General features: G+C 63.9%; 13 protein-coding genes and 1 pseudogene. 10 read left to right on the top strand and 4 right to left on the bottom strand.

What is annotated here, in order from left to right:
• The 10 genes and pseudogenes from DKT70_RS07800 to DKT70_RS07755 all read left to right on the top strand — a co-directional run.
• Positions 1 to 1,596 (top strand): annotated as a pseudogene (locus DKT70_RS07800) (disulfide oxidoreductase); the annotation flags it as partial.
• A 1-nt stretch (position 1,597) separates the two neighbouring features.
• Positions 1,598 to 1,933 (top strand): RNA-binding S4 domain-containing protein, encoded by a 336-nt coding sequence (locus tag DKT70_RS07795; RefSeq protein WP_111558612.1) that lies wholly within the window; start codon positions 1,598 to 1,600, stop codon positions 1,931 to 1,933.
• Complete coding sequence (fdxA, locus tag DKT70_RS07790) at positions 1,930 to 2,268, top strand: ferredoxin FdxA (RefSeq protein ID WP_072296036.1); 339 nt, start codon at positions 1,930 to 1,932, stop codon at positions 2,266 to 2,268. The genes DKT70_RS07795 and fdxA overlap by 4 nt, the downstream gene beginning before the upstream one ends.
• A gap of 315 nt (positions 2,269 to 2,583) precedes the next feature.
• Positions 2,584 to 3,096: a CarD family transcriptional regulator gene (locus tag DKT70_RS07785; protein ID WP_072296037.1), complete on the top strand. Its 513-nt coding sequence runs from the start codon at positions 2,584 to 2,586 to the stop codon at positions 3,094 to 3,096.
• A 144-nt stretch (positions 3,097 to 3,240) separates the two neighbouring features.
• On the top strand, positions 3,241 to 4,158 hold the full coding sequence (locus tag DKT70_RS07780) for a manganese-dependent inorganic pyrophosphatase (protein WP_111558618.1): 918 nt from the start codon (positions 3,241 to 3,243) through the stop codon (positions 4,156 to 4,158).
• Positions 4,158 to 5,027, top strand: coding sequence for a TIGR01459 family HAD-type hydrolase (locus tag DKT70_RS07775; RefSeq protein ID WP_111558611.1), 870 nt, complete (start codon positions 4,158 to 4,160; stop codon positions 5,025 to 5,027). The genes DKT70_RS07780 and DKT70_RS07775 overlap by 1 nt, the downstream gene beginning before the upstream one ends.
• Before the next feature lie 173 nt (positions 5,028 to 5,200).
• A complete protein-coding gene (locus tag DKT70_RS07770; RefSeq protein ID WP_111558617.1) occupies positions 5,201 to 5,644 on the top strand; it encodes a MaoC family dehydratase in 444 nt (147 codons plus the stop codon).
• A gap of 31 nt (positions 5,645 to 5,675) precedes the next feature.
• Complete coding sequence (locus DKT70_RS07765; RefSeq protein WP_111558610.1) at positions 5,676 to 6,605, top strand: bifunctional riboflavin kinase/FAD synthetase; 930 nt, start codon at positions 5,676 to 5,678, stop codon at positions 6,603 to 6,605.
• Positions 6,605 to 7,045: a YcgN family cysteine cluster protein gene (locus DKT70_RS07760; RefSeq protein WP_111558609.1), complete on the top strand. Its 441-nt coding sequence runs from the start codon at positions 6,605 to 6,607 to the stop codon at positions 7,043 to 7,045. Before DKT70_RS07765 ends, DKT70_RS07760 begins: the two co-directional genes overlap by 1 nt.
• Positions 7,042 to 8,082 carry a threonine aldolase family protein gene (locus tag DKT70_RS07755; RefSeq protein ID WP_111558608.1) on the top strand — a complete coding sequence of 347 codons (1,041 nt, stop codon included), beginning with the start codon at positions 7,042 to 7,044 and terminating at the stop codon, positions 8,080 to 8,082. Before DKT70_RS07760 ends, DKT70_RS07755 begins: the two co-directional genes overlap by 4 nt.
• Here the strand turns inward: DKT70_RS07755 and DKT70_RS07750 are convergent, their stop codons facing one another.
• From DKT70_RS07750 to purL, 4 genes are read right to left on the bottom strand one after another with little or no spacing between them, the layout of a single operon-like run.
• The gene (locus DKT70_RS07750) at positions 8,083 to 8,550 is read right to left on the bottom strand and encodes a CinA family protein (RefSeq protein ID WP_111558607.1); all 468 of its coding nucleotides are present in this window, start codon (positions 8,548 to 8,550) and stop codon (positions 8,083 to 8,085) included.
• Positions 8,550 to 9,044 (bottom strand): phosphatidylglycerophosphatase A family protein, encoded by a 495-nt coding sequence (locus DKT70_RS07745; RefSeq protein ID WP_111558606.1) that lies wholly within the window; start codon positions 9,042 to 9,044, stop codon positions 8,550 to 8,552. The genes DKT70_RS07750 and DKT70_RS07745 overlap by 1 nt, the downstream gene beginning before the upstream one ends.
• A 3-nt stretch (positions 9,045 to 9,047) precedes the next feature.
• Positions 9,048 to 10,193 (bottom strand): bifunctional 2-C-methyl-D-erythritol 4-phosphate cytidylyltransferase/2-C-methyl-D-erythritol 2,4-cyclodiphosphate synthase, encoded by a 1,146-nt coding sequence (locus tag DKT70_RS07740; protein WP_111558605.1) that lies wholly within the window; start codon positions 10,191 to 10,193, stop codon positions 9,048 to 9,050.
• Positions 10,190 to 12,370, bottom strand: coding sequence for a phosphoribosylformylglycinamidine synthase subunit PurL (gene purL, locus DKT70_RS07735; protein ID WP_111558604.1), 2,181 nt, complete (start codon positions 12,368 to 12,370; stop codon positions 10,190 to 10,192). The genes DKT70_RS07740 and purL overlap by 4 nt, the downstream gene beginning before the upstream one ends.
• Positions 12,371 to 12,677 lie beyond the last annotated feature (307 nt).

Here is a 12,677-nt window from a genome sequence, read left to right as displayed (position 1 = left end):
ACCTGGACCTATGTCGCGCAAAGAACCGGATGGGTTCAGGACGAAAAGCATTGGCGCGGCGAGACACGCGCTGTAGAAGACCGCCTGTCAGACGCGTTGCACGCGGCGCTGACCCAACGATTTGTGGACCGGCGCACGTCCGTGTTGATGCGCCGGCTCAAGCAGAAGGAGAGCCTTGTGGCCGAAGTGAACGACAAGGGCGAAGTGACGGTCGAGGGCGAATTCGCCGGCCGTCTTGAAGGATTCCGTTTTCGCCCCGACCAGACCGCCTCGGCGGACGAGGCCAAGATGCTGAATCGCGCCGGCTACGAGGCATTGCGCCCCGAATTCCACCTGCGGGCGGACCGTTTCTACAACGCCCCCGACACCGAGATGGACTTTACCGAACAGGGTGGCCTGATGTGGGGCGACCAGGCGATCGGCAAGCTGATCGCGGGGTCTGACCCCCTGCATCCCGGCGTTCAGGCCTTCGTCGACGAAGAGGCCGGCACCGAGATCTCGGAGAAGGTCACGCGCCGCCTGCAGCATTTCATCGACCGCAAGGTCGCGGCCGCCTTCGAGCCCCTGCTGGGCCTGCAGAAGGATGAGACCCTGACCGGTCTGGCCCGCGGTTTCGCCTTCCGCATGGTCGAGGCGCTTGGCGTCCTGCCGCGCGAAGGCGTCGCCACCGAGGTCAAGGAGCTGGACCAGGAATCGCGCGGCGCCCTGCGCAAGCATGGCGTGCGCTTTGGCCAGTTCACCATCTTCATGCCCGCGCTGCTGAAGCCCGCGCCGACGCGCCTGCGTCTGGTGCTGTGGTCGCTGTCCAAAGGGCTGAACGAATTTCCCGAAAGCCCGCCCCCGGGCCTGGTGACGATCCCGCATCTGAGCGATCTGCCCGCCGAAGTTTACACCCTGTCCGGCTATCGTCCGGCGGGCGAACGGGCGATCCGCATCGACATGCTGGAACGTCTTGCCGATCTGCTGCGCGCACAGGACACGCGCGGTGGCTTCGAGGCCAACCCCGACATGCTGTCGATCACAGGCATGACGCTGGAGCAGTTCTCAGGGTTGATGCAGGGCCTGGGTTATTCGGCCGAAAAGGGCGAACGCCCCAAGGTCAAGGCGACTGAAACGCCGGTCGTGACGCCGGCACCCGAAGGTGATGCGTCGGCAGCCCCGATGACCGAGGAGGAATCGGTGCTGGCTGCGGAAACGCGCGCCAAGTGGGAAGCCGAACATCCCGCTGCGCCCGTCGCCGAGGAGACCGAGACCCCCGCCGGGGAGATCGCCCCGCCCGAGAGCGAGGTGTTCTATACCTTCAAATGGGCCCCCAAGCCGCGCGGCAATCGCCGTCCGCAGGGCGATCGTCCGCAAGGCGAGCGTCCCGAGCGTGCAGAACGTCCGCAGGGCAACCGCGGTCCGCGTCGCGATGCGGGCAAGAACGCTGCGCCTCAGGGGGGGGAACGCCGCGACCGTCAGGGCAAGCCCGGCGGTCCCAAGAAGGGCGGCAAGCCTGCCAATGCCGGTCCCAAATCCTTCTCCTCGCGTCCCGAGAAGAAGGCTGATCCGGACAGCCCCTTTGCGATCCTGGCTGCGTTGAAGGACAAATCCTGACGTGACCGACGCGGCTGCGGGATTGCGGCTGGACAAATGGCTGTTCTATGCGCGGTTCTTCAAGACCCGCGGCCTGGCCGCCGACCGCATCGAAGCAGGCGGAGTCCGGGTGAACGGCCAGCCCTGCCGCAAGCCCGGAAAGACGGTGCGCATCGGTGACAAGCTGCGCATCTCGGCCTATCAGCAGATCCGCAACGTGACGGTCGTCGATTTCGCCGACCGTCGCGGACCTGCCTCGGAAGCAAGCCTGATGTATCTGGACGATGACGACGGGTTGAATGATCCGCCGGATGGGTCTAGTGACGTCGCGAACCTCAAGACAAGAGTGCCCAGATGACCTATGTCGTGACCGACAACTGCATCATGTGCAAATATACCGACTGCGTCGAAGTCTGCCCCGTGGATTGCTTCTATGAGGGTGAGAATACGCTGGTCATTCATCCCGACGAATGCATCGATTGCGGCGTCTGCGAACCCGAATGCCCCGCCGACGCGATCCGCGCCGATACCGAGCCGGATATGGAGAAATGGGTCGAGTTCAACCGCAAGTATTCCGAGCAATGGCCCGTGATCACGCAGAAGAAGGACCCGCTGCCTACCGCCACCGAAATGGATGGCCAGGATGGCAAGTTGGAGAAGTATTTCTCGGAAGCGCCGGGTGCGGGCGACTGAGGTGATTCGCGCGGGCAGGGGGCAACCCCGCCGGCGCTGAACGGCAAGCCATTGGGGTGACTGGAGAACGCATTTTCCGGTCACCGTTTCCAATTCGCATGCCAACGCTTTTTTTGGCGTCATTTTTATGTTATATATGCTGCAGACGTGCTTCTGGCGACAGTCAGGGGCACCTTCGGGTTGATGCCCGATGCTGCCGTTCTCTGCGCCTTCTGCCGGGGCAGAGCCATAGACCAAAACGAACGGGCCCAAGGTGGCGACAGCCCCCTGCGGGCCTTTGTGTCCGTCCCGAGGGCACTATCATAAGGAAGCCAGATGTCGAAATCCAAGAAGAACGAGTTCCGCCCCGATGACTTCGTCGTCTATCCTGCCCATGGTGTCGGTCGGATCGTGTCCATCGACGAACAGGAGGTCGCAGGGCTCAAGCTTGAGATGTTCGTCATTTCGTTCGACAAGGACAAGATGACCCTGCGCGTTCCAACGGCCCGTGCCAGCGAAATCGGCATGCGCAGCCTGTCCACGCCCGACCTGATCGATCGCGCGCTGGAGACGCTGAAGGGCAAGGCCCGCGTCAAGCGGGCGATGTGGTCGCGTCGTGCGCAGGAATATGAACAGAAGATCAACTCGGGCGATCTGATGGCCATCGCCGAAGTGGTGCGCGACCTGCACCGCAGCGACGATCAGCGCGAACAGTCCTATTCCGAGCGCCAGCTGTACGAAGCGGCCTTGGACCGGCTGACCCGCGAAGTCGCAGCCGTCGTCGGCATCGACGAAGGTGGCGCTCAGAAGCGCGTCGAAGATGTCCTGACCTCGCGCGCCGCCGCCTGATCGTCAGAACCGCAGAACGGGAAAGGGCGTCCTTCGGGGCGCCCTTTTCTGATGACAGGGCGATGTTCCAAACGTGGACAACGCTTTTCGTCCCGCCTATAACCCCGGCCAGAAACTCACCCTGAAGAACGATCGAGGCGTATGATGATCAAGGTATTCGGCCACACTTCCCCCGACACGGATTCCACCGGCTCGCCCATCATCTGGGCATGGTACCTGAACGAGGTCCGCAAGACCCCCGCCGTGGCGGTCCTGCAGGGCGAACCCAACACCGAAGCGGCCTGGATGCTGAACCGCTGGAACCTGGACAAGCCCGAGATCATCGCCGATGTGGCGGCGGGCGACCAATGCGTGATCGTCGACACCAACAACCCCGCCGAGCTGCCTGCCTCGCTGGCCGAGGCTGATGTGATCGAGATCATCGACCACCACCTGCTGGCCGGCGGCATTAAGACCCGTGCGCCCATCAACATCACCATCCGTCCGCTGGCCTGTACTGCGACCATCATGCATGACCTGATCGGCGACGACATGGCCCGCGCGCCCGAAGGCGTCAAAGGCGCGATGCTGACCTGCATCCTGTCGGACACGCTGGAATTCCGCAGCCCGACCACCACCGCCCATGACCGCGCCGTCGCCGAAAAGCTGGCCGCCGACCTGGGCGTGAACATCCACGAATTCGCGTCCGAGATGTTTGCAGCCAAATCCGATGTCAGCGCCTTTGGCGACGACGCGCTTTTGCGCATGGACAGCAAGGAATATGAACTGGGCGGCAAGCAGCTGCGGGTTTCGGTTCTGGAAACGACGGCTCCGCAGGTCCTTCTGGACCGCAAGGCCGCGCTGATGGCCGCCATGCCCGCCGTGGCCGCCGCCGACGGTGCCGATGAGGTTCTGCTGTTCATCGTTGACATCCTGCGCGAAGAAGCGACGCTGCTGGTCCCGAACGAGTTCGTCAAGCAGGTGGCCGAACGCAGTTTTGCCGTCACCGTCACCGGCGACAGCGTGGTTTTGCCCGGTGTCATGAGCCGCAAGAAGCAGATCATCCCGGTCTTGGCCGTCTGATGACCCGCATCATCCAGTCGCTGGCCGAGATCTCGGCCAGCTATGACGCGCTCTTCTGCGATCTGTGGGGATGTCTGCATAACGGCAAGCAACCCTATCAGGCCGCCATCAGCGCGCTGCAGGCGTTCCGCGCCCAGGGTGGCAAGGTTTGCCTGATGACCAACGCGCCGCGGCCGAACCAATATGTGGTCGCCCAGCTGGACCGCATGGGCGTGCCGCGCGATGCCTGGGACCTTGTCGTCAGTTCGGGCGACGCGGCGCAGGATGCGATGTTCGAGGGCGCCGTCGGCCGCAAGCTGTGGCATATCGGGACTGAAAAGGATTTCGGGTTCTTTACCGATATTCCGCAGGCCCATGCCGACAGCCCGGCGATCACGCGGGTGGAATTATCGGAAGCCGAAGGCATCGTCGCCTCGGGGCCCTTCGATGAAAGCAGCGAAACCCCCGACGATTATCGCGACCGCTTTCAGCAAGCGCTTGATCGCGGGCTGCCGATGCTGTGCGCCAATCCCGATCTGGTTGTGGATATGGGTGAAACCCGGATCTATTGCGCGGGGGCCTTGGCCGAGTTCTATGAGAGCATGGGTGGCAAGGCGCTGTATTACGGCAAGCCGCATGCCCCGATCTATGACCGGGCGCGCCGGCTGATGGATCTTGGCCCCGAGGCACGCTGCCTTGCGGTGGGCGACGGGATCGATACGGACATCCTGGGTGCGATGCAGCAGGGGATCAACGCAATTTTCGTGACGGGTGGGCTGGCTGCCGATGCATTTGGCAGCGACGTCGAAAATCCGCAAGCCGACCTTTTGGAAGACTGGCTAGCGGCGCGGCAACGGACGCCGGCCTATGCCATCGGTCGTCTGCGCTGATCTATCATACCGTCGCCTTTGGAAAGCCCGCCATCCGGCGGGCTTTTTTACGGGGTAAGGGCGGAAGATCATTTCATTGATGACGAATTATTCGACATATTGTTGCGGCAAGAATTTTATTCTGCTATGCAGCATCAGACGGATGAAACGGCATCAGGCGAATGGATCACGACATGCTGGACAATTTCCCCAAGGGTACGATCGTCATCGAGGATCTGGAGGTCGGCATGTCCCGCGATCTGCAAAAGGAGATCACCGATCAGGACATCCAGATGTTCGCCACCGTTTCGACCGACCACAACCCCGTCCATCTGGACGATGACTATGCGCAGGACACGATCTTTGAAGGGCGCATCGCGCATGGGATGCTGACGGCGGGGCTGATTTCGGCGGTCATCGGGGAACAGCTGCCGGGTCATGGCACGGTCTATCTGGGACAGACGCTGAAGTTTTTGGCGCCCGTGCGTCCCGGTGACATGGTGCGCGCCGAAGTGACGGTCGAGACGATCGATCACTCAAAAAGGCGTGTCACGCTTGCAACCCGCTGTCTCGTGGGCGATAGGGTCGTGCTGAAAGGCGAGGCGGTCGTGCTGGCCCCAAGCCGCAAGTTCGACTGACGGGACGCAAGGGCGTTCCATTGGGGGCGCATTGCAGATCCATCGAGACTGGACAGGACAGCCGTCTGATGCCCGCGGGGCAAGCGTTGCCATGGGCAATTTCGACGGCGTTCACAAAGGCCACCGGGCCGTTATCGACGCCGCCCGCGCAGCCGGCGACGCGCCCTTGGGGGTCGTCACCTTCGAGCCGCATCCCCGGCAGTATTTCGTTCCCGACGCACCGCCCTTCCGCCTGATGAACCCCGAGGCGCGCGCCAATCGCCTGGCGCGGCTTGGCGTCGATCATCTGTATGAGCTGCGGTTCGACACGGTGCTGGCAGGCCTGACGCCCGAAGGCTTTGCCCGGCAGGTTCTGGCCGACGGCTTGGGCGTGTCGCATGTCACGATCGGCGCGGATTTCTGCTTTGGCAAGGATCGGCAGGGGACGGCGCAGACCCTTGAGGAACTGGGGCGGGAACTTGGTTTCGGCGTCACGATCGTTCCGCTGATCGGGTCCGGCGATGCGCATTACAGCTCGACCGCGATCCGCCAGGCGTTGACCGAAGGCCGCACGCATGACGCCGAGCGGATGTTGGGCCATTGGCACCGCATCGAAGGCGAGGTCGTGCATGGCGAGAAGCGTGGTCGCGAATTTGGCTGGCCGACCGCGAACCTGCGGATGGATGATCTGCATCTGCCCCGGCTTGGGGTCTATGCCGTGCTGGTCGACGTGCTGACGGGACCTGACCGCATGTCCTGCCAGGGGGTTGCATCGCTTGGGGTGCGCCCGATGTTCGGGCGCAACGAACCGAACCTTGAGGTGCATCTGTTCAATTTCGACGGTGATCTCTATGGTCAGCACCTCTCCGTGGCGCTGGTCGATTTCCTGCGCGACGAGGCCAAATTCGACGGCATCCAGGCACTGATTGACCAGATCGCCCAAGACGCCAGCGACGCCCGCGCCATTCTGGCGGGCCGCTGATGCGCGATCGTTTCTGGGAGCTGCCCCTTCCCAAGCTGACTCCGGTCGAATGGGAGGCGCTTTGCGACGGCTGTGGCAAATGCTGCCTGAACAAGATCGAGTTCGAGGATACGAACGAACTGGCCTTCACCCGCGTCGCCTGCAAGCTGCTGGACGGGCAGGCCTGCCAATGCAGCAGCTATGCCAACCGGCATGATTATGTGCCCGATTGCGTGGTGCTGACCCCCAAAAAGATCAAGGAGATCGCTTGGTGGCTGCCTGCCACCTGCGCCTATCGCCTGCGCCATGAAGGAAAGCCCCTTTACGACTGGCACTACCTGATTTCGGGCGACCGCGAGACAGTGCATCAGGCCGGGGCCAGCGTGCGCGGCTGGACCGTCAACGAGCTTTCGGTCGACGAGGATGACTGGGAAGATCACATCATTGAGGACCTGTCATGAATTTCGCATCCGACAACGTGCACGCCGCCCATCCGGCGGTGATCGAGGCACTGGTGCGCGCCAATTCGGGTGCGGCGAAAAGCTATGGCGCCGATCACGTCACGGATCAGGCCCGTGCTGCCATCCGCGAGTTGCTGGAAGCGCCTCATGCCGAAGTCCGCTTCGTGGCGACGGGAACGGCGGCGAATGCGTTGGTCTGCGCGCAGCTGTCGCCACCCTATGGCCGGATCTATTGCCACGACGACGCCCATATCCAAACCAGCGAATGCGGCGCGCCCGAGTTCTTTTCGCATGGGGCCAAACTGGTCACGTTGCCTGGTCAGGGTGGAAAGCTGGCCCCCGATGTTCTGTCGCGCGCCATCGCCGAAGGGGCCGAGGAAGGTCTGAACGGCGGCATGAACGCCATGGTCTCGATCACCAACGCGACCGAATGGGGCACGGTCTACACGCCCGATCAGGTGGCTGTGCTGGCTAAGGTTGCGCATGACGCAGGCTTGCCGCTGCATATGGACGGCGCGCGGTTTTCCAACGCCGCGGCGCATCTTGGCTGTTCGCCCGCCGATCTGACTTGGCGCGCGGGTGTCGATGCGCTGTGCTTCGGCGGCACCAAGAACGGTGCCATGGGGGCCGAGGCGGTGGTTTTTTTCGACCCTGACCGCGCGGCCGGCTTCGATTATCGGCGCAAGCAGGCGGGTCACGTGTTTTCCAAGAACCGTTTCCTGGCGGCGCAGATGCTGGCGCTGGCGACGGATGGGCTGTGGCGCGACCTGGCGGGGCAGGCAAATGCCAAGGCCACCTTGTTGGGACAGGCGGTGCAGGCCGGTGGCGGAAGGCTGTTGCAGCCGGTTCATTCGAACGGCGTCTTTGCTGCAATTCCGGTCGAGGCGCATCAGCGCGCGCAGGCAGCGGGGGCTTACTACTATCTTTGGCCGGACCCGTCGGTCGAAGGTCCTGATCTGATTTCCATCCGTCTGGTCTGTGCCTGGGATACGCCCGACGGCCAGATCAGGGCAATGTCCGACATTTTGGCAGGCTGATCAGCCGCGCAGCGCGTCCAGCAACAGCTGCAGGGCGTGTTCGACGGTTGCGGCACGAACGCGGTGGCGGCCGATCGCCCCGAATTCGATCGTCTCGGTGCGCGTGCCATAGACCTGGGCGATGCCGAAGCAGACGCGGCCCTCGGGCTTGTGTTCCGACCCGCCGGGACCCGCGATGCCCGTGACCGACACGGTGATGCCCGCATCGGAATTCCGCAGCGCGCCCGCGGCCATCTGGGCTGCGACCTCTTCGCTGACAGCGCCGAATTCGGCCAGCGTATCCGACGTCACGCCCAGCATCTGCTGCTTGGCGCCGTTGGAATAGGTGACGAAGCCGCGATCGAATGCATCCGACGATCCCGGCACCTCGGTCAAGGCGCCCGCGATCAGGCCGCCTGTGCAGCTTTCCGCAGTGGCGATCATGACACCGCGGTCGCGCGCGGCCTGCAAGACATCGGCGGCTTGCATCACAGCATCAGCGGAATGTGAAAGGCTGCGGCGGCGATCATCGTGGCGATGCCTGCGAAAAGCCCGGCCCACAGGTCGTCCATCATCACCCCCTTGGCGTCATGGCGACGGTCGGCGCGACCGATGATGCCCGGCTTCCAGATGTCGAAGATCCGGAAGAACAGGAACGCGGCGACCCATCCCGGATAGGGAAAGTTTTCCGCTGGCAGGCCCATCATCCAGAAGCCGAAGGACGGAAACAGCAGGGCGATCCACTGGCCCGCGACCTCGTCGATGACGATCTCGCTGCGGTCGGGGTCGGTCATGCCTTGCGTGTGGCGCCCGATGGCCCAGAAGCCGGTGGCCGTCACGGCGACGGTCGCCACCGCCAGCAGCGGGAAATGCCCGATCCGGTGCAACAGCAGCCCAAGCGCCACCGCGACGGCCGATCCCCAGGTGCCGGGTGCAGGGCGCAGCAGGCCCGCGCCGAACCAGATGCAAAGCAGGCGTTCCATGGTCTAATCCTTGATCAGGGTGACGGTGGCGATCGATGCGATCCCTTCGCGACGGCCGGTAAAGCCAAGCCGTTCCGAGGTGGTGGCCTTGACGCTGATGCGTCCGCCCTCGAGCCCCATGATGGCGGCCAGGCGGTCCTGCATGGCGCCGGCGTGGGGGCCGATCTTGGGCGCTTCGCAGATCAGGGTCACGTCGGCATTACCGAAGCGGAACCCTTGTTCGCGCGCCAGATTCGCCGCATGCTCCAGGAAGATGCGGCTGTCAGCCCCCTTCCATTGCGGGTCCGAAGGCGGGAAATGTCGCCCGATATCGCCCATGGCCAGCGCACCATAGATGGCATCGGTCAGGGCGTGCATTCCCACATCGGCGTCGGAATGGCCGACCAGACCCGCGTCATGCGGGATCTGCACGCCGCACAGCCAGATATGGTCGCCCGGTCCGAAGGCGTGAACGTCATAGCCATTGCCAAGGCGAATATCCATGCGACCCCCAAGGATGCGTTCGGCCCGCGCGAAATCGGCGGGCCAAGTGATTTTCAGATTGTCTTCCGATCCGGGCGTGATGTCCACCGGATGCCCGGCACGCTGTGCCAGTTCGACGTCGTCGGCGGCGCCTTCGGGGTGGGCGCGATGCGCCGCAAGAATGGCGTCCAGTCGGAACCCCTGCGGTGTCTGCGCGCGATAGAGGTCGTCGCGCGGGGCAGCCCCTGCAACCCGCTTGCCATTCGCGCGCCACAGCGCATCGGACACGGGCAGGGCCGGTGCCGCCGCGGCTGATCCCGCCTGCAGGGCGTCGATGACGCCAGAAATGACATCGTCGCCCACAAGCGGCCTTGCGCCGTCGTGGATCAGGACGTGGCTGGCCTGACCCTCCAGGGCCTCAAGGCCCGCGCGGACGCTGTCGGACCGCGTGTCGCCACCCGTGACGATGGTAACCGGACCGGCATAGCGGCTGATCGCCGCGCCCATGTCATCGGGATGGACGACCAGAACCACACGTGGAAAGCCCGCGAAAGCCGCAAGCGCCCGATCCAGAACCGGGCGCCCTGCGATTTCGCGCCATTGCTTGGGGTCGCCCGGCCCGGCACGGGTGCCGCGACCGGCCGCGGTGACGATGGCGGCGTAACCCGCGGGGGCCGTGACGGTCATGCGTGGTCGGGCATGTCGCCCTTGATCGCCTTGGCGAAGGCAGTGCGATAGAGACTGGACAGGTCGGCCAGATCGGCGCTGTCGTCACCCATTGTGATCTTGTCACCGCCAAAACGGCCGATGACCGCGACGGGAACGCCAGCTTTCCGCGCAGCATCCGTCAGCTGTTCGGCGGCATCGGCCGTGCAGGCCACCAGATAGCGGGCCTGATCCTCGCCGAACAGCTGGGCGATGTCGGCACTGTCCAGCGTGACGCCTAGGTTGGCAGCCTCGGCCATCTCGAAGGCCGCCAAGGCCAGGCCGCCGTCGGACAGGTCGGTGGCCGAGCTGAACAGCCCGCGATTGGCGCGCAGGAATTCGCCATGCAGACGTTCGGCCGTCAGATCGACATGGGGAGCGTCGCCGGCCTCGATGCCGAAGGCTTCGGCTGCCAGCGCGGATTGGCCCAGATGGCCGGTCGTCGTGCCGATGACCAGTGCCACGTCGCCATTGTCCGGCAGGCCAGCAATCAGGTCGTCCAGATCCGCGATCAGGCCTACGCCCCCGATGGTCGGGGTGGGCATGATGCCGCTGCCGTCGGTTTCGTTGTAAAGCGATACGTTGCCCGACACGATGGGGAAGTCCAGCGCGCGGCAGGCCTCGCCGATGCCCTTAATGGCGCCGACCAGCTGCCCCATGATCTGGGGCTTTTCCGGATTGCCGAAATTCAGGTTGTCGGTGGTGGCCAAGGGCAGAGCGCCCACGGCGGTCAGGTTGCGATAGGCCTCGGCCACGGCCTGCTTGCCGCCCTCAAAGGGGTTGGCCTTGACGTAACGCGGGGTGACGTCGCTGGTAAAGGCCAGCGCCTTGCGGGTGCCGTGAACACGGACCACGCCCGCGCCCATGCCGGGACGGCGGATGGTGTCGGCACCGACCTGCGTGTCGTATTGCTGCCACACCCAGGCCTTGTGCGCGTGGTTCGGGCTGCCAATCAGCGCCTTCAGGCCTTCGATGGGGGTGATCGCGGGCAGGGTCGGCATATCGCCGGCAGGGGGCGTTTCCACCCAGGGGCGGTCGTATTCCGGCGCGCTGGAGGCCAGCTTGGACAGGGGGATATCGGCCATGACGGTGTCGCGGTGGACGATCAGGAAACGATCTTCGGGGATGGTCTCGCCGACGATGGCGAAGTCCAGGTCCCATTTCTGGAAGATGGCGCGGGCCTCGGCTTCCTTTTCGGGCTTCAGCACCATCAGCATCCGTTCCTGGGATTCCGACAGCATCATTTCATAGGCGGTCATGTTGGTTTCGCGCTGCGGGACGTCATCCAGCACCAGCTTGATCCCCAAGCCGCCCTTGTCGCCCATTTCCACGGCCGAACAAGTCAGGCCCGCGGCCCCCATGTCCTGGATCGAAATGACCGACCCCGAGGCCATCAGCTCAAGGCAGGCCTCCAGCAGGCATTTTTCGGTGAAGGGGTCGCCGACCTGAACGGTGGGGCGCTTGTCCTCGATGGTGTCGTCGAATTCGGCGCTGGCCATGGTGGCCCCGCCGACGCCGTCGCGGCCCGTCTTGGCACCCAGGTAGACGACCGGCATGCCGACGCCCGAGGCTGCCGAATAGAAGATCTTGTCGGCATCGGCCAGGCCCGCCGCAAAGGCGTTGACCAGGCAGTTGCCGTCATAAGAGGCATGGAAGCGGACCTCGCCACCCACATTCGGAACGCCGAAAGCGTTGCCATAGGCGCCGATCCCCTCGACCACGCCCTTGACCAAATGCGGGGTCTTGGGATGTTCGGGACGCCCGAATGACAGGGCGTCCATCGCGGCAATCGGGCGCGCGCCCATGGTGAAGACATCGCGCAGGATGCCGCCCACGCCGGTGGCCGCACCCTGATGGGGTTCGATATAACTGGGGTGGTTGTGGCTCTCCATCTTGAAGACCACCGCCTGGCCGTCGCCGATATCGACCACGCCCGCGTTTTCGCCCGGGCCGCAGATGACCTGCGGGCCGTCGACGGGCAGCGTGCGCAGCCATTTCTTGGAGGACTTATAGGAACAATGTTCGTTCCACATGGCGCTGAAGATGCCCAGTTCCGTAAAGCTCGGTTCGCGGCCGATGATCTGCAGGATGCTGTCATATTCTTCGGGCTTGAGCCCGTGCGCGGCGATCAGTTCCGGGGTGATCGACGGTTCCTGCATGGTTGGGCCCTTCCTGCGCATGAAATCACGGGCCTTTTAGGCCCTAGTCGCGGTCATGGGAAGGGTGGCCGTGCCATCGTCGGGACAAAAAAAAGCCGGGCACAAGGCCCGGCCTAAGTCCAACAGGGAGGTAGAAGGTGATTAGCGATTACGCTGAACATCGCCTTCTGAGCCTGATTTATGTGCATGATGTGAACTCCGCAAGCTTTTTGATGCTGCAATTGCAGCATAGCGGCCATGCAGTGGTGTAATGGCTGCACCTGTGGGTTGAAATGCCGAAGATTTCAGCATGCTACAAAGCGAAGGT

This window comes from Paracoccus sediminilitoris (genome assembly GCF_003259195.1).
Taxonomy (GTDB): domain Bacteria; phylum Pseudomonadota; class Alphaproteobacteria; order Rhodobacterales; family Rhodobacteraceae; genus Paracoccus; species Paracoccus sediminilitoris.
This window is presented reverse-complemented; position numbering and strand designations above follow the sequence as displayed.